Raw genomic sequence first — 25,611 nt, forward strand, 5'->3', positions numbered from 1 at the left:
CGGATTTTAGCCCACGTGCTAGCGCCCCAAAGCTTAGCGTTAGGCGTCATTTACTTACCGCATTAAAAAGTTGGTTCAGCTGTGACATTACAGCATCAAGGCTGTTTCGCTAGGTTGCCTTCGCGGTTAGCTTTGTTGGTAGTTTCAACGACTTTAGCAACGCGCTTTTCATCAGCATCGCAATGCCAACATTCTGCATCATCAGCATTCTTAACTCGCTCTTTTATCCAGCAATGCCGTTAACATCTGGCTTTTCGCACAGGGTTGTTTTATCTTAAATTCAATAATTTAAATACGCGGTCTATTTGGCTAGTGGTGGCAGCAAAGCTGCGCACGTTCCTTTGTACGCCTAACAAAACGCTGTTGGCACTCCCTCCGGTCGCTGGGACGCTAACACGTGGGCTGGCTCGCTTCGCTCGGATTTTAGCCCACGTGCTAGCGCCCCAAAGCTTAGCGTTAGGCGTCATTTACTCACAGCATAAAAAAGTGGGTTTAAGCGTGACATTAAAGCATCAAGGTTGTTTCGCTAGGTTGTCTTTGCAGCTTACTTTTTCGGTAGTCTCAACGGCTTTAGCAACGCGCTTTTCATCAACATCGCAACGCCAACATTCCACGTCACTAGTTTTTTATACTCGCTCTTTTATCCAGCATTGCCGTTAACATCTGGCATTTCGCACAGGGTTGTTTTATCTTAAATTTAATAATTTAAACACGCGGCCTAATTGGCTAGTGGTGGCAGCAAGGCTGCGTACATTCCTTTGTGCGCCTAACAAAACGCTGTTGGCACTCCCTCCGGTCGCTGGGACGCTAACACGTGGGCTGACTCACTTCGTTCGGATTTTAGCCCACGTGCTAGCGCCCCAAAGCTTAGCGTTATGTTCCCGCAAGCTACGGAGGATAAATGAAATTATTTAGTCAACTGGTAACAATTGCAGGTATTTTAATATCAGGTTTTTACTCATACCTGAATGACTATAGTTTTGAAGGAATAGTCGCATTTATTTCTTTTCTTGCAGCCTTTTCGGCAACTTTCTTCTTTGGGAATAGTTCCAAGATGACTCAACAGGTAGGCGACAATTCTAAAGCCTATCAGTCAGGCAGAGATATCAATATTAAGGAATAGAGAGTGATTGGGGATATGAAGCAAGAAACAGGTGAAAACTCAGAAGCCTACCAAGCTAAGCGGGACATCAATATTACCCATCAAGGAATGGACTATAACAACGTCAAACAACTTTGTCTTGATTTGATACATGACAACTTCCCTAAGCTTCAAGAAGAAGCTATGAAGCAAGTAAACGAAAATGTTATGGCTTTAGCTGGTGAGCTGAAAAGTGAAATTGCCAAGAAGCAAGCCGTTATTAACCCTGAGAAGCTAGCGCAACCCGATGTTCAAGCAGCCTTAAATGAAGCGGTTCAGGGAGCTGCCAAGAAAGGCAAAAAGACTGACTTGAATTTATTGGCTAATCTGGTCGCATCAAGAATTGATAGGGGTAATAGTGATTTATTAGATATCACTATTGAAGAGGCAATCAGACTCACGCCGAAGCTTACTAGAGACCATATCAACTTTCTTAGTGTTAAGCATTTTGTTTCGAGTATGACAATTCAAGTTCCGAATGTTGCTTTTATCCATCTAGAACAATTTGCGGCTCCCGTCCTAGCGGCCTTTAGTAGAAACTGTGTACTGTCTGTGCCCAACATTCGGTATCTAGCGGGAGTTGGGGTTTTAGATTTCAATCCAATGTTTGGCCATGATGCATATGATGCCCAGTTCAAAGGGTATCCTTCACTCGCAGAAAATACTCAGGAATTTAAAGAAAAGGTTAAGATTCAAGCGCCTAGTTTAAACAAGCTATTAGAACTATATGAGAAGGAAAAATTCTCATCAGCCAACCTAAATAGCTTTGGTCAAGTTATTGCGCTTACAAATTTGAACCGTATTTTCGGCAACATCGATCTTAAGATATGGATAAATTGAACATAACAAGCGGCTGTTGTCGGACTCGCCTACGCTACGCTCTAGCTCGCCGCAAAGCCGCGCGTTAGGTGACAAGTGGAGAGTCTAAGAACAACTCTTTTTTTATGTGGCGCTTTCTCTTATTTGTATTTTTTATATAAATACGTCAATGCACTCGACCTAGTTTGCAAAGAGTTGAAGTCGCAAGACAATTTTAAGGTTTTTGGTATAACGGTAGAACCAACAAAGTTAATTTTACTTGCAACTCCCAAGCTGACTGCTACGTTGATAAGTCGCTCGTATATGAAAGGTCGTCAAAGTGATTCGAGTTTTGTGTGCGCTCATAATTTGGCAAGAAAATACTATTTAGCTATGGCTTTCTCTGCGCTTTCTTCGTTTTTATTGGTAGTTTTGCTCAAGGATGTTTGAGATGTCACCTAACAACTCAATAAACTCACTCACTACGTTCGCTGGGACGCATACACGCGGGGCGGCTTCGCCATTATGCCCCACGTGCCTGCGCCCGTTATTGGAAAGTTTTATAAGGCATCAGCCTAAACTGCGTTTGGCTTAATACAAATCCCAGTGCAACTGCCCTCATCTGTTTTCATTTGCATCGCTCTGACTTGTGGTAGGTTTAAATCCGCCGCTTACAATTCAAAGGTTGCGCATTAGGCGCTTTATCGCCAATTTATTATTCAACGTCAACAAGCGCCAATGCGTTCGACAGTTCAAATGGCGGCTAGCTTCAGTCAGGTCAAAACCATTGCTGCTCAGTCGTTCTACTTGTCTGTGTTAACAATCAATCGTATGCTGGCTTTAACAGTTTTTAAACAGACCAAAGGAACTGGCTTTGCTTATAACAAGGCGCTTAAGACCACTCCCTTCGGTCGCTCGGACGCATTTACGCGGGGCGGCTTCGCCATTATGCCCCACGCAACTGCGCCGCTTAGCTTAATGTTAGCTATTTTGGTGAACATGCTATTTTCAATCGCTATTTTTTTACTCTATTTGTCACCAATTGCCTTTGTATTCCTATACTCTAAATATGAATATCAGCATTCATTAGCGGACAGTTTTAAAAGGTGGAGAAATTCCAAAATAATTGGCATTGTAGTCTTCACTGTGTTGACTTTTTTCATAGTTACTACTGAAGGTACAAGCTGGAGACTATCAACTTATTGGTATTTGCTTTGGGAACCGGGTTTAAGTATAAGCCTCATCGTATTCTCCAAACCTGCCAGTGAAATCATAGAAGGCTTCTCTTCACTAGATTATTTCGGCGAGGACTTTGGACATATTCTAGGGTGGTTCGGTCTGTTATATGTATCATATGTACTTGGGGTTGAAGTTTTAAGGCATAGCTAACAACCCAATCAACACTCTCACTGCGTTCGCTGGGACGCATACACGCGTGGCGGCTTCGCCATTATGCCCCACATGTATGCGCCCGTTATTGGAAAGTTAGGTGCTTCTGGGAAATCAATGGCTAAATCAGAAATAAGACGATTCTCAAAAGAAATCCGCACTAAATTTCCTGACGTTGTTCCTCTTATGGAAAAACATGAGAGTTGGGCGCTTACATTTCTAATGGAAGAGTTCGCAAATTTGACAACTATTTTGTTAAACCAAGGCGACTTAGAAGAAGCACTAGAACAGTTGCAGTACATGAGCGAGAAACTAGATACTGCAACCAAGGCGGAATTCGAGTACATAGATGTATATTATACAGAGCACTTATTCTGGAAAGGTACCAAAGAAGGTATTGAACGTGGCTGGCCTCTCGTGCCGAATAATCTCAGAAAATTGTACTTGGACTTTCATGGTAAACCACCTAGGGTAGTGGTTTAAAAATGCACGCACCTAACAAAAAAATCAAGTTCGCCCGCTCCGCGGGCTGGGACGCAAACACGCAGGGCGGCTTCGCCATTATGCCCTACGTGCCTGCGCCCCTTATTTAAAAGTTATAAGCCAAAAGGAATTTGAATTTGCTCTTCGATTGGTTCAACTCTGAAAAGCCAAATGTATACTTAGGTTCATTAGCTGTAGTTAATGACAGCAACATATCTAAAATAGAGTCGTTCTTTTCTATAACAGGAAATTCACTACAAGATCATATGCGCGAAAAACTCGAGGAGATTTTTTGCCTCCACAGTATTTCTTCCATTAAGGAACCGAAGAAATCTGACATTGGCTTGGATGTCATTATAGTCACACTGCACGGTGGCGAAGCTTTTACCGTTAATCTCGGAACGTCTGGTATACCTATATTTTGGCGTCCAAAAATTAAGTTGGTTTCGCGTCTATACAACATTAATCACGGCAAGACCGTTAAAACATTCAGTGTGTCTAAATCTGTGACATGGCGTGAATTCATTGCAAAGCAATTTAGTCTCAGAGGGCTATTCCGCTGGGGACCTCTTTATCATAATGAGGACATGGAAATCTTGCTTTATCAGGCATGTCTTGAGTTAATAGATAAAATGCGTAAGGCTATTTAAACAGTGGCTTATAACAAACCACTCAAGGCTCTCGCTTCGCTCGCTGGGACGCTAACACATGGGCTGCGTCACTTCGTTCCTAATTTTAGCCCATATGTTATCGCCCCTTAGTGGGAAGTTAGGCGTCGTTTACTTACAGCATTAAAAAGTAGGTTAAACCATGACATTCCAGCATCAAGGCTGTTTCGCTAGGTTGTATTCGCGGCAAGCTTTCTCAGTTGCTTAAACGGCTTTAGCAATGTGCTTTTCATAAACACCGCAACGCCAACATTTAACATCACCAGTCTTCTAAACTCGTTCTTTTATCCAGCATTACCGTTAACACCTGGCATTTCGCACAGGGTTGTTTTATCTTAAATTCAACAATTTAAACACGTGGCCTAATTGGCTAGTGGTGGCAGCAAAGCTGCGTACTTTTCTTTGTACGCCTAACAAAACGCTGTTGGCACTCCCTTCGGTCGCTGGGACGCTAACAAGTGGGCTGACTCACTTCGTTCGGATTTTAGCCCACATGCTAGCGCCCCAAAGCTTAGCGTTATGTTTCTCGAAAACTATGCGTAAAATTTTAGTTGGGATTTTATTATTAATAAGCTGGAATATTATGGCTTCTTATAGTTTGCATATTGAGCGTGATAACCAGATTTCTGTAAGTGAATGGTTGGCGATTTGCGAAAGCGATTCGTCATTAACTGTGCAGCATGTTGCTAAAGCAATGAATCCGGAAACGGGTGAAACCATTGAAATCGAAACTCCAAATGGTTGCGTTTGGACTAGTCCAATTTTACGCAGAAAATATTATTTCACATTCTCAAATGGCAGCATTACTTTAGGTAGTGACAAGGCCCAAATAGGGAAAGCGAAAAAGTTAGCTAAATTACTTGGAGCCAGACTTGTAGGGGATGAGGGTGAGGAGTATTAGAAACATAACAACTCAATTAACTCGCTCACTGCGTTCGCTGGGACGCAGACATGCGGGGCGGCTGCGCCATTATGCCCCACATGTCTGCGCCCGTTATTGAAAAGTTATACGCCTTAAGGATTAAGTATATGAGTAATGAACAAAAAGCATTACAAGACATAAGGAATGCTGTTGGAACTGAAGTTGGTGAATACAGCGTCGACGAATTTATCAGTCATCATTTAGATGAACTCCCTTCAAGTTATTGGAAAGCCAAAACCGGAGTTGAAGTCCCAGAAATACACCAGATTATCGATTTATTAATTTTAAGGAATAAATGGGACGACGAAGAAGTTTACGATTTTACGCTCCCAGACGAAGTTACTGATTATGTTATTTCCGTCAAGTATGACGATAGTGGAGAGTTGGAAGACATTGATATGGAAAGTTAGTACGGCGTATAACAAAAAAATAAAGTCACTCGCTGTCGCTCGTTGGGACGCTAACACGCAGGGCCGCTTCGCTATTATGCCCTACGCGTTATCGCCCCTTATTTAAAAGTTATGTGCTAGGAGAAACATGAGCATCTGGGGAGTATTATTGTTCATTGTTTTAGGCGCGGTATTTTTGTTCACGCTCAAAAACTTTGTGCAATTCCAATTTAAAAAATCAAAGTTTGCCAACAGGATGCGAAACTTAAATAATACAATTTGGGGCGTCATTGTTTTTGTATCGCTGTTTTTGATTGCTATGCAATTGGCCGAAGAGCTTGGGATCAAAGTTTCCTGTAATAGCTACCAACTTAAACACCACCCAGAGCAATGCGAATATCAAAATGAATAAGAACGCACATAACAAAGCGCTAAACACGTTCCCTTCGTTCACTGGGACAGTAACGCAGCGGCGCTTCGCGATTATGCCGCTACGTCACTGCCCGTTAGCTTAGCGTTAGCTTTCATCATGTTTGCCATCTTAATTACTTCAACGCTGTTACTATTGTTTAGCTATTTAAGCTATAGAGAAAATACTCACCCACTATGGAGTGAGTATGTGGCTGTAAGTGAAAATATACCCAAACCACACGGTAAGCCCAACTCAATAGAAATGGTCTTTTTTTGGAAAAATAGCGCTTCTTATAAGTATTCGACGGAGAAAGATTATTGGAATTCTATGGCTATACACTGCTTCAAAGAAGGTTTGCTGGTCAAACGATCATTTTTCCTTTTTTGGCGTAAACCAATTTTTATAAGTTGGTCCAGAATTGAAGAAAAACACAACTTTAGAGAATGGATAGCTAAAAGGCGGGCCCTGCAAATCAAGAATACTTCCCTTTATTTCAGCATCACAGAAGACGCTTATCAACAGTGCGGTAAAATGGTAAAAGATGAAAGCTAACAAAACGCTCAAGCCGTTCCCTACGGTCACTGGGACGCTTACACGCGGGGCGGCTTCGCCATTATGCCCCACGTGCCAGCGCCCCTTAGCTTAAAGTTAGGTACTCATGAATAAATTTCAATTCTTGAGTGAAACAGAAATCAAAAATTTCAGACTGATTTTTGTTGGAATTTTCGCTTTCTGCTTTCTCATGTTTATAGTAGCTGGGCTTTATAAAATTTATTACTTTGAACAAGCTTTCAATAGTCACGAGCGATATAACGTTAGCGGACCAATAACTGATATATTTGGTCCAAGTAGCTACACCTCATTTAATGTGTCTGGGGTGATTTTTCGATCTGAGTTTATGTTTGGCCCATGCTTGGATATCAGGGGTGAAGTTCAAACGAATAGAATAGTTGATATTGAATATATAATGATCGAGGATTGGTTATACACTAAGCGGGACTATGGCTGTATCCTAAATATCAATTATCTCAGCCCCAAAATTAATAGGTATCGTGGACAAGCATCGAGGAATAATTAGCACGTACCTAACAAAAAAATTAAGTTCGCCCGCTGCGCGGGCTGGGACGCAAACATGTGGGCTGCTCACTTCGTTCGGATTTTAGCCCACACGTCTGCGCCCCTTATTTAAAAGTTATGTGCTAAAAGGACTCTCGCACTATGAGTTTTAAAAGCTGGAAAACAGGATTTTGGTTTTGCTTTGTTCTTTTACTTTTTTCAAATGGGTATTGGTTCTTGGTTGTGGTTGACCAAGCAGTAACTAATAAATATACATCAATGGAACTCTACTCTCAGGAGGAAGCTGTAACTGAGCTAGGAAAGCTCATCGTTGCTGGAATAGAGCCCAAGTCTAAAAAAGATGTTATTTTCCTTTTACGTCAAGCAAATCCTGACGCATTTATCGTGGACGGCGAGGATGTAATTAGCTATCAAAACATAAGTTTTTACTTTAAAAATGATAAGCTTGTAAGTATTGGAGAGCCACGCACATAACAAACCACTCAAGGCTCTCGCTTCGCTCGCTGGGACGCTAACACATGGGCTGCGTCACTTCGTTCCTAATTTTAGCCCATGTGTTATCGCCCCTTAGTGGGAAGTTAGATTTACAAGAAACAATGGTGCTATGAATAGGTTACGAAAAGGATTTTCTAAAGTAAGTAAACAGAGCTTGTTGAAGCTGTGGGGTTTAAGCTTTCTGTGTTTTAGTATTTGGTCAGTTTCTTGGGCAGTGATGACTTATTTTGCCCTAAAAGACGATGGGATCTCTCCAAACATAAAGGAATATATTTTAAGTTACTTAGACCACCGATATATCACTACGACTACACTAGTTTTCGTTTTTTCGGGCATCATTCCAAGCTTAATACTTGTTTTTACTGACAAGGTTAAGTTTATAAAGCTATCTAAAATGCTTTGGGCCACCCAAATTATTGGCGTCTCTATGTTTGCAATTTTATCAAAAGCTATGTTTTTTTATGCGTAGTCACGTAAGTAAATCTAACAAAAAAATTAAGTCGTGGGCTAAAGCCCACTGGGACGCTAACACGCAGGGCCGCTTCGCTATTATGCCCTACGCGTTATCGCCCCTTATTTAAAAGTTAGCTGTCAGTAGGTAGACCATGACTCAAAAGTCTTTGCCAAGAAGGGCTTTAAAGTACGCCGTAATATCTTCTTCGATAATTATGCTTTTGGTTTTTTATGCAATACTAACCAGAGATGTTACTGGCTCAGTCATGGAAGTATTTCTCCGCTTAGTTGTAACAACTGTTGGTGTGTTTGGAGCAATGTGGTTGGTTTTTATCTTTTACCTATTCGCAAACCCAGAAGCTGATAAACCTAGAGAAAAGGACTTATGATTAAAGTGGACTTTAAAAGGCGACACTCTCTTCGATTAACAATGTCAGCTAACAAGCCAATCAACACACTCACTGCGTTCGCTGGGACGCATACACGCGGGGCGGCTGCGCCATTATGCCCCACATGTCTGCGCCCGTTATTGGAAAGTTAGGTGCTAAAAGGAAAAATTATGAAATCATGGAATGAATTAACTAATTTACAACGCGCAGTTATCGGTATCGCAATGGTTGCTGCGGCGGCATTTTTACCAGAGATAGCCTTCTTAGTTCAACTAGGCGGTATGGAAATCGCATTTGCTCTTGTTTTCGCAAGCCTTGCTCCACTCATTTCTTGGTTCTCAACTAAATACCAAGCAATTAAAGAATGTTTAAAAACCTCAGTAGTAGCTTTTAGGCATAGTGCATCTGCTAAACCTTCCGTCTTTTTCGTTCAAGCATCTTTTTGCGCCGTCGCACTTCTATTTACAAGTTCAGGTTTATTGGCTTTTTACTTTTTTATGCCTAGTATGCTGCTAAATGGGGTCTTGGCGTGAGCGCACCTAACAAAAAAATTAAGTCGCCCGCTTCGCGGGCTGGGACGCAGATATGTGGGCTGACTCGCTCCGCTCGGATTTTAGCCCACATATCTGCGCCCCTTATTTAAAAGTTATGTTCTAGTATGAATAACCAAGCTCAAGTTGATTTGTTTAAAAGTCGTTGTCGGTCGTCTTTTGACGCTGTAGCCCAAGAGTATGCTCTTAAAGAGTGTATCGTTTGTGGCGGCACTTATATCAACGCGTTTAAAGTTAAGTTTAAGAATCCAGATATTTTTTTTGGATTTGAGGGCATACATTGGGGCTTTGGTCTTCTAACAACATTTGGTGCAACAAAGTTAAATGAGCCATTTACAATAGAGCAAGCCATTTGTTATTTGGATGGCTTGGAAAAGTTGCGAGAACGAGATGCACATAGAACATCTGGTTACCAGAAGATCCTTGCTCTTGATATAGACTTTATCACTCAAAACCTCTCCTTCTTTCTTGAAGGCGGGTTCAAGTCGGTCACTTCAGAATTAAACAAAACTGAAGTAGTACTCAGGAAGTTTTACGGTCGAACATAACAATCACATTAAGCCGCTCGCAGGCTCGCTGGGACAGTAACACGTGGGCTCTGTCGCTTCGCTCGGATTTTAGCCCACGCGTTACTGCCCCTTATGTGGGTGTTAGGCGTCATTTACTTACAGCATTAAAAAGTAGGTTCAGCCGTGACATTTCAACATCAAGGTTGTTTCGCTAGGTTGTCTTTACGGCTTGCTTTCTCGGTAGTTTCAACTGCCCTAGCAACGCGCTTTTTATCAACACTGAAACGCCAACATTCAACATCACCAGTCTTTTAAACTCGCTCTTTTATCTAGCAATGTCGTTAACATCTGGCTTTTCGCACAGGGTTGTTTTATCTTAAATTCAATAATTTAAACACGCGGTCTAATTGACTAGTGGTGGCAGCAAAGCTGCGTACTTTCAGTTGTACGCCTAACAAAACGCTGTTGGCACTCCCTTCGGTCGCTGGGACGCTAACACGTGGGCTGACTCACTTCGTTCGGATTTTAGCCCACGTGCTAGCGCCCCAAAGCTTAGTGTTATACACAATGCGCAAAATCAGGAAGATTAAAGTGAATAAAACCAAAACGTCTCTTCTATTTTCTGCTTTCATAGGAACTTGTTTCGTAACGATAAGTGCATTTGCTTCATCAACAATAGAAGGCGTTTGGAAACATGCAACAAAACCAGCTCTAATCGAATTCAATTTAAAAACTGGTGTAGCAAGTGTCAAAGAGCACCAAATTCATAAACAAAACTCTGGCCTCACAATCATCAAAAATATTGTTCAATCAACAGAAACTGAGTGGTTTGGGGAAATGTACAATGGCTACAAAGAGAAATATGTATTCGTTACAATCAAGTTAAATGGCACATCGCTATCTGTCTTCGACTCCGAAAACAGTGAAGTGCTTAAACTTATCAAGGAGTAGCCTTGTGTATAACAAAAAAATCAAGCTCGCCCGCTACGCGGGCTGGGACGCAAACACGCAGGGCGGCTTCGCCATTATGCCCTACGTGCCTGCGCCCCTTATTTAAAAGTTATGAGCCTAAAAATTAGTAGGAAATCGCAAGATAAGGAAGTTAGATGGATATAGAGCAAACTAGCATAGTCTTCACACAGGTTCGGGATTGGGCTGAACTACTTTATTTTATCAGCGGAGTTATTTTAGTTTTCATTGCCGGCTTTGGCCTGTGGCAATTGAAACTCACTAAAGACCAGCTCGAATTAGCGAAAAAAGACATACATTCGAACGTAAAAATTTTTAAGACGCAAAGTCATAGAGCAGCTGTAGAGGCCGCTGTTGTTGAGTGCAGGAGGTACTCGGATGAAATAGTTCAAGTATCCTTAGAGCTTGATTCTTTTTGTAAGACGCACGAACTAACCTATTTCGAGGACGTAGTTTTCGAACGGACAAATGAGGGGTTTAGGCTTCACACCAAAGATATTAAGAGTAGTGACGTGGAAAAGTTAGCTGAAGCGGAACCTCTTTTAAATAGGTATATAAACGGCATGGAAGCTTTTGCTTTATTTTTTCTCAGCGGAGTCGCTGACGAAAAAATAGCGTTTCATACTAATGGAAAGACATTTGTGAATATGTCAGAGGAAATGTTTAAGCTTTTTCCCATCTGTAACGCGTCGGATGAAGATGCAAAACCAATTAAAGCACTTTACTTCATGTGGAGAGAAAAATTGGATAACCAGAAAATGTTAAAAGAAAAAGAAGAAATTGAACAAAAACTGAAAGAATACGACCAAAAAGAAATTAAGCCCATAGGCACATAACAACCCAATAAACTCACTCACTTCGTTCGCTGGGACGCATACACGCGGGGCGGCTGCGCCATTATGCCCCACCTGTCTGCGCCCGTTATTGGAAAGTTAGGTGCTTCTGGGAAATCAATGGCTAAATCAGAAATAAGACGATTCTTAAAAGAGATCCGCACTAAGTTTCCTGACGTTGTTCCTCTTATGGAAAAACATGAGAGTTGGGCGCTGACATTTCTAATGGAAGAGTTCGCAAATTTGACAACTATTTTGTTAAATCAAGGCGACTTAGAAGAAGCACTAGAACATTTGCAGTACATGAGCGAGAAACTAGATACTGCAAGCAAGGCGGAATTCGAGTACATAGATGTATATTATACAGAGCACTTATTCTGGAAAGGTACCAAAGAAGGTATTGAACGTGGCTAGCCTCTCGTACCAGATAATCTCAGAAATTTGTACTTGGACTTTCATGGCAAACCACCTAGGGTAGTGGTTTAAAAATGCACGCACCTAACAAAAAAATCAAGTTCGCCCGCTGCGCGGGCTGGGACGCAAACATGTGGGCTGCTCACTTCGTTCGGATTTTAGCCCACATGTCTGCGCCCCTTATTTAAAAGTTATGCGCTAGAAGGATATTTATGCAAATAGAATCGGCTGACTCAGCTTCATGGAACATAGCTGAGGGACAACGAAATGAACAACCAATTCTAATTCGCTACAGGCCAGATCTGGATTACTTATTTGGTAACGAGAAATATACTAAGCGATTGACCATTTTCTGGGATTACACCCAACGAGACTCAAGCGGGCTTCCAAGTTCGAGCCAAATGGATAGTATGCGAGATTTCGAAGATACTGTTGTGAATATTCTCGATTATGATCGTTTAGCAATTTTCGTTTTCAGTTATACACATTCTGGTACGCGTGAATGGCATTTCTATGTTTCTAACATCGAAGTAGTTGGTTCAAGAATAAATGAGGCACTATCTTCATTTTCTGAGCTGCCCATCGAGCTGCAAGTTGTTGACGACCCGTCATGGGAGAAGTTAAATAAGGTATATGCGTACTGTATGCAAGAACGCGCATAACAATCACATTAAGCCGCTCGCGGGCTCGCTGGGACAGTAACACGTGGGCTCTGTCGCTTCGCTCGGATTTTAGCCCACGTGTTACTGCCCCTTATGTGGGTGTTATATTTCTAAAAGGATGTTTTAAGATGAAGAGCTTGTTTATTTTTCTAGCAATTGTAGGTTTAAGTGCTTGCGGTTCGACCGCGATTCAATTCTATGATGGGCCGTCAAAATCAAGCAACGAGACTGCGACTATAAGTTTATGGACGGACGCATCTAAGCTTAATGAAGAGCTTTCCCCCTCCGCTCTTCAAATTACATCATTAAAACTCAACGACAAAGATATCATCACAAATTCAGACATTTCTATTCTTGCCGGTAAGTATAGTTTTACAACTAAATGCACTGTAGGTAGCTTTTCTAAAACGAGCACTTTTAACCTTGATGCATCTGCTAATAAAAACTATGCGGTTATAGCTGTTGGTCAAGGCAAAGAGTGTTACTTTAAAAAGTTGAGTTTATTGGTAGATAATTCTCGTTTTGTCGAACTTTGAACCGAAATATAACAACTCAATAAACTCACTCACTTCGTTCGCTGGGACGCATACACGCAGGGCCGCTTCGCCATTATGCCCTACGTGCCTGCGCCCGTTATTGAAAAGTTATAAGACAAAGGGAATTCAGTGAACAAGGTTGTTATCAGTATCCTTTCAATATTACTCCTGCTAACCAACTTGTTTTGGTTGTATCAGAGTTTGGATAACGGTGTCTCTTTAACTTACATGGAAGCAAGCCTGGAAACCCAAACTAAAATATCGGAGCAACTGTTCGTTCTAACAAACGCGCAGCTAATAGGTAAAAGCATCAACGAAGTTAATAATATTGTTCCACTGGATATTTATGGCTCTTCACCATTCATAAAAGATGATTGTTTATATTATGGTGGCGTATGCCTTATTGTTGGTACCAATGGCACTATTCAAGGTTTTAAGTAACATGTCTTATAACAAAAAAATCATGTCGCCCGCAGGCGGGCTGGGACACAAACAGGCAGGCGGCTTCGCCATTGTAGCCTGCCTGTTTGTGCCCCATATTTAGGTGTTAATTGCCATAGGGATTATTATGCTCAGCAAATTTGATGAAAAATTTCTTAAGGCAGTAATACTTGTTCTTTGGATTTTTCCTACATCGATTCTGTTTTACATATTGAATTCTGTGGCAACAGATGACTACTTTGTCTTCGTTTGTGTTATTTTTGGATGTAATGTCGTCTACGATACTTCCAAAAAAATTCTTGCTGCGCCTATAAAAAGTACTGAATCAGCATTGAAAATTATTAAAACTGGGGCTGGTGCAATTTTTATCTTTTTACTGTCTTTCGTCGGTGTATATCTAGAAGCGACTAAGGCTATCTTACCCCACATAGGGATCTATGTAATTTGGTTGCCCTTATATGTGTGGAGTTTGTTTTTACTTTCGGCAGCGGAAAAGCACTACAAAGCAACTTTTGGAAGTGGCAACTAACAAACAAATTAAGTCACTCGCTCCGCTCGCTGGGACGCAAACACGTGGGCTGACTCGCTACGCTCGGGATTTTAGCCCACGTGTTTCCGCCCCTTATTTGGGTGTTAGGCGTCATTTACTTACAGCATAAAGAAGTGGGTTTAAACGTGACATTTAAGCATCAAGGTTGTTTCACTAGGTTGTCCTTACAGCTTGCTGTTTCGGTAGTTTCAACGGCTTTAGCAACGCGCTTTTCATCAACACCGCAACACCAACATTCAACATCACCAGTCTTCTAAACTCGCTCTTTTATCGCGCAATGTCGTTAACATCTGGCTTTTCGCACAGGGTTGTTTTATCTTAAATTCAATAATTTAAATAAGTGGCCGTATCGGCTAGTGGTGGCAGCAAAGCTGCGTACGTTTCTTTGTACGCCTAACAAAACGCTGTTGGCACTCCCTCCGGTCGCTGGGACGCTAACACGTGGGCTGGCTCGCTTCGCTCGGATTTTAGCCCACGTGCTAGCGCCCCAAAGCTTAGCGTTATGCATCAAAGTGAAATTATGAACCGTAACCCTATTCCTTCTGACCCATTTAATAGGCAATATATTTATAAGGGTGTAGTGTTTCATTGGTCACTGGCTACTGGTTTCGTTTATCTAATTTGCTTAGCTATCAGCAAAGCCAGCCCCATTAGCATAGTGTTGCTTATTCCATCTAGTGTCGTTCTTTTTTTATGCATCAATGGTATTACTAACGACTTTGAGTTTAAAACCCTTTACAAAAAGCTGGGCTGGTATAGGAAATACAGTATTGTTACTTTCTTATTAGGAGTGTTATTTGGTATTTCATGCGTTTTTGAGGCTAGCGCAGATTTCTCGGTCATTATCGCTTTTCCTGTTTTCGCCAATGGATTGTTTTTGTGGCCGTTGGTAACAACTAATACATATGTAAAAAACTACACTAGGTTGTTTGGGGTTTTTGATGCATAACAACCCAATCAACACACTCACTGCGTTCGCTGGGACGCATACACGCGGGGCGGCTGCGCCATTATGCCCCACATGTCTGCGCCCGTTATTGGAAAGTTAGGTGCTAAAAGGAAAAATTATGAAATCATGGAATGAATTAACTAATCTACAACGCGCAGTTATCGGTATCGCAATGGCTGTAGCAGCGGCAGTTTTGCCAGAGATAGCCTTCTTAGTCCAATTAGGCGGTGTGGAAATCGCATTTGCTCTCGTTTTCGCAAGCCTTGCTCCACTCATTTCTTGGTTCTCAACTAAATACCAAGCAATTAAAGAATGTTTAAAAACCTCAGTAGTAGCTTTTAGGCATAGTGCATCTGCTAAACCTTCCGTCTTTTTCGTTCAAGCATCTTTTTGCGCCGTCGCACTTCTATTTACAAGTTCAGGTTTATTGGCTTTTTACTTTTTTATGCCTAGTATGCTGCTAAATGGGGTCTTGGCGTGAGCGCACCTAACAACCCAATCAACTCACTCACTTCGTTCGCTGGGACGCATACACGCGGGGTGGCTTCGCCATTATGCCCCACATGTCTGCGCCCGTTATTGGAAAGTTAGATGGCACGGAGATTTAGGTGACTACTGTAATCGTTGCAGATATTTTTGGTAAAACACCAGCTCTTGAAGAGTTGGCAAATATCATTTGTAAGAACCATCTAATCGTCGACCCGTATGACGGTCAATATAAAATGTTCCAAACTGAAAGCGATGCATATGAGTATTTCTCCTCTAATATCGGCTTGGGAAATTACAGCAAGCATTTGATTAACACGCTAACCAACTTGGATTCTTCTGTAAATCTCGTCGGATTCAGTATCGGTGCTGCTGCCATTTGGAATCTCTCAGAAAGTTTTGCATCTTCACGCATAAAAAAAGCCATATGCTTTTACGGGTCTCAAATAAGAAACAACCGAAAAGTTGTTCCATTATTTCCAGTTACTCTTGTTTTCCCAAAAACAGAAAAACACTTTTCGGTACCAGAATTAATCTCGGAATTGCGCAACACAGAAAGAACCAAAATTAGGCAGGTGCCTTATTTTCATGGTTTTATGAATAAATGCTCAACGAATTTCAACTTGCAAGGATACGAAAGTGAGCTTCGAACACTTGCGGCTAATGCCATCTAACAAAAAAATCAAGTCACTCACTTCGTTCGCTGGGACGCATACATGCAGGGCGGCTTCGCCATTATGCCCTACATGCCTGCGCCCCTTATTTAAAAGTTAGGTGCTCTCATGGATATAATAGAAATGGAGTTTCAGGATAGGTTGCCCTTTGGTTTTTCACTCCTCTGTAAAGTAGAAAACGAATTAGTGGGCAAGGCTCACGTCAGTATTAAGGGTAATGATGGTGTTCTTTCGGACATCATAGTTATAGAGAGAACACACTATAATTACTCTTTTTTTTCATCTAAGAAGACAATTGTTTCCCACAGGAATAAAGGCTACGGCACTTTATTGCTGAAATCAGTTATTGCACACTGTAAACGAATTGGCCTAAACAAACTGACAGGAAAGATTGTTGGAGAAACAAATCGATTAGAGCAATGGTACTTCAAAAATGGTTTTTCTGTCGTAAATGGTCAAATTATAAAGGTCTTATCGTGAACGCACCTAACAACTCAATAAACTCACTCACTTCGTTCGCTGGGACACATACACGCAGGGCGGCTTCGCCATTATGCCCTACGTGCCTGCGCCCGTTATTGAAAAGTTAGGCGTCATTTACTTACCGATTCAAAAAGTGGTTTCAATAGTGACATTCAGGCATCAAGGTTGTTTCGCTAGGTTGTCTTTACAGCTTGCTTTTTCGGTAGTTTCAACGGCTTTAGCAACGCGCTTTTATCAACACCGCAACGCCAACATTTAACATCATCAGTCTTCTAAACTCGCTCTTTTATCCTGCAATGTCCTTAACATCTGGCATTTCGCACAGGGTTGTTTTATCTTAAATTCAATAATTTAAACAAGCTGGCCAATTGGCTAGTGGTGGCAGCAAAGCTGCGTACGTTCCTTTGTACGCCTAACAAAACGCTGTTGGCACTCCCTTCGGTCGCTGGGACGCTAACACGTGGGCTGGCTCGCTTCGCTCGGATTTTAGCCCACGTGCTAGCGCCCCAAAGCTTAGCGTTATATGCCAAAGGAATACGGACATTATCTGGTTTAAAAAACTCAAAAGCCCTCACGTACCTCTAGGCATTCCAATAGAAGATGGATTGGCTATTTTAAAAAAGATTGGAAGCCCCGTCTTTTTTGAGTCCGAAGGGGAAAGGCAATATAAGGTTTCAAATTCAGCTTACAATGTAGCTATTTATGAAACGAATGGCATTGTTTCAAGTGCTTGGTACGACGACCCCATTGGAAGGTCTTGGAACCTTGGGAGACAGAAAAAAGTGAATCTATACCTTTCTCGCTACGACAATATCAGTAACTGGGAAGCTAGGCTCAATAATGGATATATTCAGTTCTATTTTAACGATACGCTTGGATTGAGCATGTCTTATGGATTACACAAAGATGTCATCAGGTTTAATAAACAAGGCATATAACAACCCAATAAACTCACTCACTACGTTCGCTGGGACGCATACACGCGGGGCGGCTTCGCCATTATGCCCCACGTGCCTACGCCCGTTATTGGAAAGTTATAAGGCGTCAGCCTAAACTGCGTTTGGCTTTATAAAAACCCCAGTGTAACTGCCCTCACCTGTTTTCATTTGCATCGCTCTGGCTTGTGGTAGGTTTGAATCCGCCGCTCTCAACTCAAAGGTGGTGTAATAGGCGCTTTATCGCCAAGATATTAGTTGAACCTCGCAAGCGCCATTACACTCAAAGGCCCAACTGGCGGCTAGCTTCTGTCAAATCAAAACCTTCACTGCACAGTCGTTTTTCTTGTCTGTGTTAACAATCAATCGTATGCTGGCTTCAACAGTTTTTAAAAAGACCAAAGGAACTGGCTCTGCTTATAACAAGGCGCTTAAGACCACTCCCTTCGGTCGCTCGGACGCATTTACGCGGGGCGGCTTCGCCATTATGCCCCACGCAACTGCGCCGCTTAGCTTAATGTTAGAAGGCGTCAGCCTAAACTACGTTTGGCTTTGTAAAAATCTCAGTCCAACTACCCTCACCTGTTTTTACCAGCATCGCTTTAGCATTTGGTAGTTTTAATATCGCCGCATTAACTTCAAAGGTTGCGCATTAGGCGCTTTGTCGCCAAGCACTTATTCAACGTCAGCAAGCGCCAATGCGTTTGTCAGTTCAAATGGCGGCTTGCTTCAGTTAAATCAAAAACATCTCTGCGCTGTAGTTTTTCTTGTTTGCGTTAACAATCAATCGTATGCTGGCTTCAATAGTTTTTAAAAAGGCCAACGGAACACGCTCTGCTTCTAACAAAGCGCTTAAGTCGTTCCCTTCGGTCACTGGGACGCTTACACGCGGGGCCACTTCGTTATTATGCCCCACGTGCAACCGCCCCTTAGCTTAGCGTTAGGCGTCATTTACTTACAGCATTAAAAGGTAGGTTAAGCCGTGACATTCCAGCATCAAGGTTGTTTCGCTAGGTTGGCTTTACAGCTTACTTTTTCGGTAGTTTCAACGGCTTTGGCAACGTGCTTTTCATCAACACCGCAACACCAACATTCAACACTACAAGTTGTCTAAATTCGCTCTTTTATCCAGCAATGTCGTTAACATCTGGCATTTCGCACAGGGTTGTTTTATCTTAAATTCAATAATTTAAATAAGTGGCCGTATCGGCTAGTGGTGGCAGCAAAGCTGCGTACGTTTCTTTGTACGCCTAACAAAACGCTGTTGGCACTCCCTCCGGTCGCTGGGACGCTAACACGTGGGCTGACTCACTTCGTTCGGATTTTAGCCCACGTGCTAGCGCCCCAAAGCTTAGCGTTAGGCGTCATTTACTTACAGCATAAAGAAGTGGGTTTAAACGTGACATTTAAGCATCAAGGTTGTTTCACTAGGTTGTCCTTACAGCTTGCTGTTTCGGTAGTTTCAACGGCTTTAGCAACGCGCTTTTCATCAACACCGCAACACCAACATTCAACATCACCAGTCTTCTAAACTCGCTCTTTTATCGCGCAATGTCGTTAACACCTGGCTTTTCGCACAGGGTTGTTTTATCTTAAATTCAATAATTTAAATAAGTGGCCGTATCGGCTAGTGGTGGCAGCAAAGCTGCGTACGTTTCTTTGTACGCCTAACAAAACGCTGTTGGCACTCCCTCCGGTCGCTGGGACGCTAACACGTGGGCTGGCTCGCTTCGCTCGGATTTTAGCCCACGTGCTAGCGCCCCAAAGCTTAGCGTTATGTTCCATTATGAAAATATACAACTGCCCAGTTTGTGGATGGAGTCCTTACAAAGAACCATATTGTTCAGTACAGGAGTTAAGATGGAGCTATGATATCTGCGAATGTTGTGGCTGCGAATTTGGTTTGGACGACAATCTAATTCATTATCAAGAGTGGTTGGACAGCGGATGTGAGTGGTTTGAACCTGAATTAAAACCTGCCAATTGGAAAATTGAAAACCAAATCAAGTTTCAAATAAGACCATGGCCCCCTGTAGACAGATGAAACATAACAAAAAAATTAAGTCACTCACTACGTTCGCTGGGACGCATACATGCGGGGCGGCTTCGCCATTATGCCCCACATGCCTGCGCCCCTTATTTAAAAGTTAGGCGTCATTTACTTACAGCATTAAAATATGGGTTCAGGCGTGACATTCCAGCTTTAAGGTTGTTTCGCTAGGTTGTCTTTGCGGCTTGCTTTCTAGGTAGTTTCAACGGCTTTAGCAACGCGCTTTTCATAAACACAGAAACGCCAACATTCAACATCACCAGTCTTCTAAACTCGCTCTTTTATCCAGCATTACCGTTAACATCTGGCATTTCGCACAGGGTTGTTTTATCTTAAATTCAATTATTTAAACACGCGGTCTATTTGGCTAGTGGTGGCAGCAAAGCTGCGTACTTTCAGTTGTACGCCTAACAAAACGCTGTTGGCACTCCCTTCGGTCGCTGGGACGCTAACACGTGGGCTGACTCACTTCGTTCGGATTTTAGCCCACGTGTTAGCGCCCCAAAGCTTAGCGTTAGGCGTCATTTACTTACAGCATGAAAAAGTACGTTCGGACGTGACATTACAGCATCAAGGTTGTTTCGCTAGGTTGTCTTTACGGCTTGCTTTTTCGGTAGTTTCAACGGCTTTAGCAACGTGCTTTTCATCAACACCGCAACGCCAACATTCAACACTACAAGTTTTCTAAACTCGCTCTTTTATCCAGTAATACCGTTAACATCTGGCATTTCGCACAGGGTTGTTTTATCTTAAATTCAACAATTTAAATACGCGGCCTATTTGGCTTGTGGTGGCAGCAAAGCTGCGTACGTTCCTTTGTACGCCTAACAAAACGCTGTTGGCACTCCCTCCGGTCGCTGGGACGCTAACACGTGGGCTGACTCGCTCCGCTCGGATTTTAGCCCACGTGCTAGCGCCCCAAAGCTTAGCGTTAAATGCCAATGGAAGCTACAAAAACAACATCATTTTTGGCTGGAGTATTACTAGTACTCAGCGACACTGTTATTGAGTTTTATTCTCTTCCAGGTGGAGTTTTCGCTTTTACCTTTTTCACCTTAATTTTTTTGCTGGTTATTGGTAAGCAAATTATTGGAGAGTGTCAGCGACAACTTCGTACAGAATATGATTTTGATAAAAAACCATGGTTTGAACCTGATGCATTGCGTTTTGCAGTTAATACTTTTACACGTATATTATTCTTTTTATTGGGTTTTATATCTGCGGCAGAATCGATGAAGTTGGTGATTGGCATTTAACAAACGCATTAACCACTCGCTGCGCTCGCTAGGGACAAAAACACGTAGGCTCCCTGCGCTTTGCTTGGTATTGTAGCCTACGTGTTTTTGCCCGTTATGCGGGTGTTAGACACTTGTCATGGATATCACATTAACAGATCCCGCTATACCTCTCTTTCATTTTGAGGTCATCAAAAATGTCTCCATTGCAGCGGCATTTTTAAGTATTGTTGTTGGCCTAATTTATAAGGTTAAATACAATACAGCTTTGAGTTTATATAAAATCATTTTGTTTTCTCCTGTGGTACCAATATTGTGTACATACTATGGTTACAAACAATATCTTGACGTTTTTTACGCCCTTTATAACAAAGGGAGTGGGACTATCGAATTACGCTATGTATACCCTGCAAATAAGCACATAGTATTGGATAATCCAAAATCAACTTTCGATCCGGATAGCAGAAGCCGAAGCTGTAGGCTAGTTTTCAGAAAAAACGGAAAAAAATATAGTAGTGCTAGGGCTAATGACGTATCTATATGCAAACAAATTTCGAGATCGCTTTAAGTACGTGTCTAACAAACAACTGTTGCCACTCACTGCGTTCGCTGGGACAAAAATACGTAGGCTCCCGTCGCTTCGCTCCTTATTTTAGCCTACGTACTTTTGCCCCAAAGTTGGGTGTTATATGCCAGTGAAAAATTTTAAGTTTCAGCTGTTTTTAATTAGTTTGCTAGCTTTGGCATCTTGCGCAAAGGAAACGGGCGTAGAAGAACGAGTGGTGTTTTGGAAAAGTGAACTATATAAAATTATTCCTGTTGGTACTCCGCAAGAAGAAGCTTTAAATAAACTAAAAGAAATAGATTCAGAGGCATTTGTAAATTTGTTATCGGGAAATATTTCTTCTAAATTAGAAAACACAGAAGGCAATGGTATCCTCTGCAAAGATTGGGTTTTAGTGGCTACAACAGAAATTCAAGACAATGCTGTCATTAAACATTCAATCTCCAATACGGGGCGTTGTTTATAGAATGGCATATAACAAAAAAATTAAGTCACTCACTGCGTTCGCTGGGACGCATACACGTGGGGCGGCTTCGCCATTATGCCCCACATGCCTGCGCCCCTTATTTAAAAGTTATATGGCAGGTGTAATGGCAAAGATTCGTAGAGAACTAGCAGATCCCAAAAAGCACTCCGATTTCATGTCATCGTCGATTGAAGGCGGTATACCTGTATCAAAAAGTCGGAGTAATTTAGTACCAAAATGGGTATACCTAGCAGAGGTGTACAATTTCACTTTTCAGTTTGCCAGCATTCAACAAGTTAGACAGTGCATAGCGTATTTTGAAAGCAAAACTCATCCGAGCACCATTTCTCAACACCCTCCCCATGAGCATTACTGGCAACCATGGTATTGCAAATTGCCAAAAGGAATTAATAAAGGTGTAAGAAAACAAAAGGTCTTAAAGGTTCTCAAACAAATAATCGCGCGCTGGGGTTAGAATGCCATATAACAAAAAAATAAAGTCACTCGCTGTCGCTCGTTGGGACGCTAACACGCAGGGCCGCTTCGCTATTATGCCCCACGTGTTATCGCCCCTTATTTAAAAGTTAGGTTTCAAAGGAACTGATTCAATGAAAGTGATGTTTTTCGGTCTGATTTTACTAGTTACAGCGTTTAGTTCTGTGTCTCAAGAAATCCAATCCAATGGCTTTTCTTTAGCGCTCGGAAAGGGCTGGTCAGTTGTAAATACAAACAAAACTACGACTGTTGCAGCAAATAAAGAATCAGAACAGGTAATCATTCTTTCAGTCTACATTGTGCCATCCGTAGAAAAGGGTGCTGAGATATTAGCTGAAATGAAAAGCTACTTATCAAACCTCAATGAACAACTTCCTAAAATGGAATTACATTCTCAACTTGCCCCTTTAGATATTCAAACAAGTGCTCCTTGGGAATTAGTTGCTTATTCAGGTCCAAATGAAGAAGGGCATTTAGTTGCTGCGTGTCTCGGTACTAATAAAGGCGTATTAATGGTTTCCCTAGAAGGTATGGGCTCTGTTCAATCTGCAATTCCGCAATTGAAATCAGTTCTTTCTTCGTTGAATCACAGTGAAACCTAACAATCGCATAAACTCGCTCGCGGGCTCGCTGGGACAAAAACACGTAGGCTCCCTTCGCTTCGCTCGGTATTATAGCCTACGTATTTTTGCCCGTTATGCGGGCCGTTAGCCATCAAGGAGGAACATGGAACTTCCCAAGTTTAAATATCATTCTGACCCGTTAAAGTCTGGTTCAATAATAGAATCAGACGCAGTTTGTTTATGCTGCGGTAAAGCCACTGGATATATATACGGTGGGCTACCCTATTCTGAAGTAGAGTTAGAGGACTCAATATGCCCTTGGTGCATCGCAAATGGTGCGGCCCATAAGAAATTTGATGCGGAATTTACAGATTTTGACGGTATAGGTGGGTATGGTGATTGGGAGGATGTAGCTTTATCAATTAAAGAAGAAATAACCTATCGAACACCGGGATTTACTGGTTGGCAGCAAGAAAGGTGGTGGACGCACTGTAGTGATGGTGCAAATTATCTTGGTTGCGCAGGCTTCAGAGAAATAAAAGACTACGGAAAGGATTTAGAAGATTCACTGAAGTCAGAGGCAACTGTCACGTACGGCCTTAAAGAAGGGCAATGGGAAAGCTTCTTTCAGTCCCTCGATGCTGATGGATCACCAACAGCTTATATATTCAAATGTATTCATTGCGGTAAACATGGTGGTTACATTGACTTTGATTAACGTGATGGCTAACAAACAAATGTTGGCACTCCCTCCGGTCGCTAACACGTTGGCTGACTCACTTCGTTCGGATTTTAGCCCACGTGCTAGCGTCCCAAAGCTTAGCGTTATGTTCACAAGGATGGATTATGAAATCTAAAGTTTTAATTGGAGTTTTTGGCGGTCTTTTCACCATGGTTGTGTTTAGCCTTGGCTTTTTATCTTCATTCTATTTAACCACTTCTCTAGACTCTACTAGCTACACCAAAGAACACGTAGATAACGGCAGGTTTATGCTTTACGCATTAAGGCATATTGAGAGTGGAGAAATTGAAAAGGCCAGATTAGCTTTAAGAGGCCATGTATCTAACAAAGTTTTAATTACTGACGCCTTTAGACTACCACCTACGAGTGAACGGGAAGATCAAGTTATCCAAGACTTTTATGCAGAAGTTGCTGATTACTTTAATTCTCAAGGTGGCTTCAATGAAACAATGCAAGTTATGGAAAATGGAGAATGGGTCTCAAAGCCTACACCCACTATGCAAATTCTTGAGGAATTTTCAGCAAAGTGAACATAACAACTCAATCAACACACTCACTTCGTTCGCTGGGACGCATACACGTGGGGCGGCTGCGCCATTATGCCCCACGCAACTGCACCGCTTAGCTTAATGTTATACGCGATTGGTCAGAATAACTTTTTAACATCGCGATAAAAGTTTTCATGAGAGCCAAGTGCAATCAACTCAAGTATTACAGTGCCATCCTCGTAGCTGTAACCAAGTAAAGTTAACTGCTTGACCATCTTGAATTTGTACACGCGAAGAAAGGCTAGGTCGCCTTTTTTCTGCTCACCTAGAAGAGGATCGGCCATGAGTTCCTTAACCGCTTTATCCAAGTCTTTTTTCTGATTCTGATGTAACTTCTTTACTGCTCTCTTAAAATTAGCTGTCTGTAAAACACTGGTAATCTTAGCCAAAATCGTAAGGCTCCAATTTTCCAGCCTCTTTTTCAGCTTTAGAAATAATTGCCTGTTTCACGAATTCGTAAGGCAAGTCAGGGTTATCTTCCATCATTTCACCTATCTTTGCCCAATGCTCAATCTGTTTTGGCATAGTTCGGTTTAGTGCTTTGCCCATAATCGTAGCTCTCTCAACTAGATCTTGGTCTAGTCTTACGCTCGCGGTTGCCATAACATGTCTCCTAATGGTTCGTCATTACATTGTAGCAATGCGCTACAGGTGTGGCAAACTGCGTATTACAAACGCAGTAAATCGCTCGCAATCTCGCTGGGACGCTAACACGCAGGGCCGCTTCGCTATTGTGTCCTACGCGTTATCGCCCCTTATTTAAAAGTTAGGAGACAAGGAACCATTGTGAAAACAGTCAAAGGTGATCTGATTAAATTAGCGAAAGAAGGACAATTCGATATAGAAGAAAGGCTAGGTCGCTTTTTTTGGTCAGCTAGAAGGTTCATTGACCTGGGGGGGCCCACTCTCATCCTTGCTAATTCTTTTTGGCTAAAGCAAGAAGAGTAAGATGAAAAATCACCTGATATGGTTAATTTAGTCTGCAGTCTAGTTTTGTAGTCTTTGTGTAGTTGTTGTAATTTCAAGTGTTTAAGGTAGCGCTAATTAGGCGCAATTACGTCTTATTTTCAAGAAAGGTTTTAACTAAATGAAGAATGTTGCATTCCCACTTTTCTCTCTACTTCTTATTGGCTGCGGCACAATTAATACTCCTCATGACGGCTTGGATGCTATCTACAATACCACGTCAGCTGTGATTAAAGGTAACGAAAACAAATCAGAGTGTTCTTCGGGACATTATGATGATAGAAAAAAATGTAAAAGTCGCTCGCAGGCAAAAACAAATGCTATTTCAGAGTCAATTAGAAAGCACCGTAGTGACAGCGACATATAGTTTTAT

35 protein-coding genes and 1 pseudogene are annotated in these 25,611 nt (G+C 42.0%); 33 read left to right on the forward strand and 3 right to left on the reverse strand.

Annotated elements, in window-relative coordinates; all coding sequences use genetic code 11:
* Positions 1-901: 901 nt before the first annotated feature.
* The 25 genes and pseudogenes from ACXAER_RS01465 (at position 902) to ACXAER_RS01585 (ending at position 17,611) form a co-directional block, all read left to right on the forward strand.
* A complete protein-coding gene (locus ACXAER_RS01465; protein WP_220079068.1) occupies positions 902-1,123 on the forward strand; it encodes a hypothetical protein in 222 nt (73 codons plus the stop codon).
* A 3-nt stretch (positions 1,124-1,126) separates the two neighbouring features.
* Positions 1,127-1,981, forward strand: coding sequence for an LPO_1073/Vpar_1526 family protein (locus tag ACXAER_RS01470; protein ID WP_474825916.1), 855 nt, complete (start codon positions 1,127-1,129; stop codon positions 1,979-1,981).
* A 696-nt stretch (positions 1,982-2,677) separates the two neighbouring features.
* A complete protein-coding gene (locus ACXAER_RS01475; protein WP_474825918.1) occupies positions 2,678-3,328 on the forward strand; it encodes a hypothetical protein in 651 nt (216 codons plus the stop codon).
* A 63-nt stretch (positions 3,329-3,391) separates the two neighbouring features.
* Entirely contained in the window at positions 3,392-3,811 is a 420-nt protein-coding gene (locus ACXAER_RS01480) for a DUF7674 family protein (protein WP_474825920.1), read from the forward strand.
* Positions 3,812-3,948: 137 nt separating this feature from the next.
* Positions 3,949-4,461, forward strand: a complete 513-nt coding sequence (locus ACXAER_RS01485) for a hypothetical protein (RefSeq protein ID WP_474825922.1) — start codon at positions 3,949-3,951, stop codon at positions 4,459-4,461.
* Between the two features lie 553 nt (positions 4,462-5,014).
* Positions 5,015-5,380, forward strand: a complete 366-nt coding sequence (locus tag ACXAER_RS01490) for a hypothetical protein (RefSeq protein WP_474825924.1) — start codon at positions 5,015-5,017, stop codon at positions 5,378-5,380.
* A gap of 71 nt (positions 5,381-5,451) precedes the next feature.
* Entirely contained in the window at positions 5,452-5,811 is a 360-nt protein-coding gene (locus ACXAER_RS01495) for a hypothetical protein (RefSeq protein ID WP_474825926.1), read from the forward strand.
* 127 nt (positions 5,812-5,938) lie between these two features.
* Positions 5,939-6,202 carry a hypothetical protein gene (locus tag ACXAER_RS01500; protein WP_474825928.1) on the forward strand — a complete coding sequence of 88 codons (264 nt, stop codon included), beginning with the start codon at positions 5,939-5,941 and terminating at the stop codon, positions 6,200-6,202.
* Between the two features lie 207 nt (positions 6,203-6,409).
* On the forward strand, positions 6,410-6,754 hold the full coding sequence (locus ACXAER_RS01505; RefSeq protein ID WP_474825930.1) for a hypothetical protein: 345 nt from the start codon (positions 6,410-6,412) through the stop codon (positions 6,752-6,754).
* A 666-nt stretch (positions 6,755-7,420) separates the two neighbouring features.
* Entirely contained in the window at positions 7,421-7,753 is a 333-nt protein-coding gene (locus ACXAER_RS01510; protein ID WP_474825932.1) for a hypothetical protein, read from the forward strand.
* A 1,033-nt stretch (positions 7,754-8,786) separates the two neighbouring features.
* Positions 8,787-9,149 carry a hypothetical protein gene (locus ACXAER_RS01515; RefSeq protein ID WP_474825935.1) on the forward strand — a complete coding sequence of 121 codons (363 nt, stop codon included), beginning with the start codon at positions 8,787-8,789 and terminating at the stop codon, positions 9,147-9,149.
* A gap of 125 nt (positions 9,150-9,274) precedes the next feature.
* Positions 9,275-9,715, forward strand: coding sequence for a hypothetical protein (locus ACXAER_RS01520; RefSeq protein ID WP_474825937.1), 441 nt, complete (start codon positions 9,275-9,277; stop codon positions 9,713-9,715).
* A gap of 552 nt (positions 9,716-10,267) precedes the next feature.
* A complete protein-coding gene (locus tag ACXAER_RS01525; protein ID WP_474825939.1) occupies positions 10,268-10,627 on the forward strand; it encodes a hypothetical protein in 360 nt (119 codons plus the stop codon).
* A gap of 155 nt (positions 10,628-10,782) precedes the next feature.
* Positions 10,783-11,481: a hypothetical protein gene (locus ACXAER_RS01530; protein ID WP_474825941.1), complete on the forward strand. Its 699-nt coding sequence runs from the start codon at positions 10,783-10,785 to the stop codon at positions 11,479-11,481.
* Between the two features lie 117 nt (positions 11,482-11,598).
* Positions 11,599-11,964 (forward strand): annotated as a pseudogene (locus ACXAER_RS01535) (DUF7674 family protein).
* A gap of 140 nt (positions 11,965-12,104) precedes the next feature.
* Positions 12,105-12,554 carry a DUF695 domain-containing protein gene (locus ACXAER_RS01540; protein ID WP_474825943.1) on the forward strand — a complete coding sequence of 150 codons (450 nt, stop codon included), beginning with the start codon at positions 12,105-12,107 and terminating at the stop codon, positions 12,552-12,554.
* A 128-nt stretch (positions 12,555-12,682) separates the two neighbouring features.
* Positions 12,683-13,090, forward strand: a complete 408-nt coding sequence (locus ACXAER_RS01545) for a hypothetical protein (protein WP_474825946.1) — start codon at positions 12,683-12,685, stop codon at positions 13,088-13,090.
* A gap of 129 nt (positions 13,091-13,219) precedes the next feature.
* Positions 13,220-13,531 carry a hypothetical protein gene (locus ACXAER_RS01550; protein WP_474825948.1) on the forward strand — a complete coding sequence of 104 codons (312 nt, stop codon included), beginning with the start codon at positions 13,220-13,222 and terminating at the stop codon, positions 13,529-13,531.
* A gap of 127 nt (positions 13,532-13,658) precedes the next feature.
* Positions 13,659-14,060, forward strand: coding sequence for a hypothetical protein (locus tag ACXAER_RS01555; RefSeq protein ID WP_474825949.1), 402 nt, complete (start codon positions 13,659-13,661; stop codon positions 14,058-14,060).
* Positions 14,061-14,601: 541 nt separating this feature from the next.
* The gene (locus ACXAER_RS01560) at positions 14,602-15,030 is read left to right on the forward strand and encodes a hypothetical protein (RefSeq protein WP_474825951.1); all 429 of its coding nucleotides are present in this window, start codon (positions 14,602-14,604) and stop codon (positions 15,028-15,030) included.
* 118 nt (positions 15,031-15,148) lie between these two features.
* A complete protein-coding gene (locus ACXAER_RS01565; protein ID WP_474825953.1) occupies positions 15,149-15,511 on the forward strand; it encodes a hypothetical protein in 363 nt (120 codons plus the stop codon).
* 127 nt (positions 15,512-15,638) lie between these two features.
* Complete coding sequence (locus tag ACXAER_RS01570) at positions 15,639-16,190, forward strand: hypothetical protein (protein WP_474825955.1); 552 nt, start codon at positions 15,639-15,641, stop codon at positions 16,188-16,190.
* A gap of 108 nt (positions 16,191-16,298) precedes the next feature.
* The gene (locus tag ACXAER_RS01575; protein ID WP_474825957.1) at positions 16,299-16,670 is read left to right on the forward strand and encodes a GNAT family N-acetyltransferase; all 372 of its coding nucleotides are present in this window, start codon (positions 16,299-16,301) and stop codon (positions 16,668-16,670) included.
* 73 nt (positions 16,671-16,743) lie between these two features.
* Positions 16,744-16,932, forward strand: coding sequence for a hypothetical protein (locus ACXAER_RS01580; RefSeq protein WP_474825959.1), 189 nt, complete (start codon positions 16,744-16,746; stop codon positions 16,930-16,932).
* A 346-nt stretch (positions 16,933-17,278) separates the two neighbouring features.
* Positions 17,279-17,611 carry a hypothetical protein gene (locus ACXAER_RS01585; protein ID WP_342325725.1) on the forward strand — a complete coding sequence of 111 codons (333 nt, stop codon included), beginning with the start codon at positions 17,279-17,281 and terminating at the stop codon, positions 17,609-17,611.
* 730 nt (positions 17,612-18,341) lie between these two features.
* On the opposite strand, the gene ACXAER_RS01590 is transcribed toward ACXAER_RS01585, so the two are convergent.
* Positions 18,342-18,524: a hypothetical protein gene (locus ACXAER_RS01590; RefSeq protein WP_474825961.1), complete on the reverse strand. Its 183-nt coding sequence runs from the start codon at positions 18,522-18,524 to the stop codon at positions 18,342-18,344.
* A gap of 2,069 nt (positions 18,525-20,593) precedes the next feature.
* On the opposite strand from ACXAER_RS01590, the gene ACXAER_RS01595 reads away from it, so the two are divergent.
* From ACXAER_RS01595 to ACXAER_RS01620, 6 genes are all read left to right on the forward strand, one after another.
* Positions 20,594-20,914, forward strand: a complete 321-nt coding sequence (locus ACXAER_RS01595; RefSeq protein WP_474825963.1) for a hypothetical protein — start codon at positions 20,594-20,596, stop codon at positions 20,912-20,914.
* A 668-nt stretch (positions 20,915-21,582) separates the two neighbouring features.
* Complete coding sequence (locus tag ACXAER_RS01600; protein ID WP_474825965.1) at positions 21,583-21,924, forward strand: hypothetical protein; 342 nt, start codon at positions 21,583-21,585, stop codon at positions 21,922-21,924.
* A gap of 124 nt (positions 21,925-22,048) precedes the next feature.
* Positions 22,049-22,399: a hypothetical protein gene (locus ACXAER_RS01605; RefSeq protein ID WP_474825967.1), complete on the forward strand. Its 351-nt coding sequence runs from the start codon at positions 22,049-22,051 to the stop codon at positions 22,397-22,399.
* Positions 22,400-22,532: 133 nt separating this feature from the next.
* The gene (locus ACXAER_RS01610) at positions 22,533-23,021 is read left to right on the forward strand and encodes a hypothetical protein (RefSeq protein WP_474825969.1); all 489 of its coding nucleotides are present in this window, start codon (positions 22,533-22,535) and stop codon (positions 23,019-23,021) included.
* 124 nt (positions 23,022-23,145) lie between these two features.
* On the forward strand, positions 23,146-23,700 hold the full coding sequence (locus ACXAER_RS01615; protein ID WP_474825971.1) for a CbrC family protein: 555 nt from the start codon (positions 23,146-23,148) through the stop codon (positions 23,698-23,700).
* Between the two features lie 128 nt (positions 23,701-23,828).
* Positions 23,829-24,254, forward strand: coding sequence for a hypothetical protein (locus tag ACXAER_RS01620; protein WP_474825973.1), 426 nt, complete (start codon positions 23,829-23,831; stop codon positions 24,252-24,254).
* Between the two features lie 116 nt (positions 24,255-24,370).
* Here ACXAER_RS01620 and ACXAER_RS01625 read toward each other — a convergent pair whose 3' ends face one another.
* Together ACXAER_RS01625 and ACXAER_RS01630 are read right to left on the reverse strand one after the other, a co-directional pair.
* Positions 24,371-24,661 carry a type II toxin-antitoxin system RelE/ParE family toxin gene (locus ACXAER_RS01625; RefSeq protein ID WP_018983976.1) on the reverse strand — a complete coding sequence of 97 codons (291 nt, stop codon included), beginning with the start codon at positions 24,659-24,661 and terminating at the stop codon, positions 24,371-24,373.
* A complete protein-coding gene (locus ACXAER_RS01630) occupies positions 24,654-24,875 on the reverse strand; it encodes a TA system antitoxin ParD family protein (RefSeq protein WP_474825975.1) in 222 nt (73 codons plus the stop codon). Before ACXAER_RS01630 ends, ACXAER_RS01625 begins: the two co-directional genes overlap by 8 nt.
* Positions 24,876-25,058: 183 nt before the next feature.
* Between ACXAER_RS01630 and ACXAER_RS01635 the strand changes: the two genes are divergently transcribed.
* The gene (locus ACXAER_RS01635) at positions 25,059-25,220 is read left to right on the forward strand and encodes a hypothetical protein (protein ID WP_474825977.1); all 162 of its coding nucleotides are present in this window, start codon (positions 25,059-25,061) and stop codon (positions 25,218-25,220) included.
* Positions 25,221-25,359: 139 nt separating this feature from the next.
* Positions 25,360-25,605, forward strand: a complete 246-nt coding sequence (locus ACXAER_RS01640) for a hypothetical protein (protein WP_474825979.1) — start codon at positions 25,360-25,362, stop codon at positions 25,603-25,605.
* Positions 25,606-25,611: the final 6 nt, after the last annotated feature.

The sequence above is a fragment of the Alteromonas sp. AWJ4_199 genome, assembly GCF_056159165.1.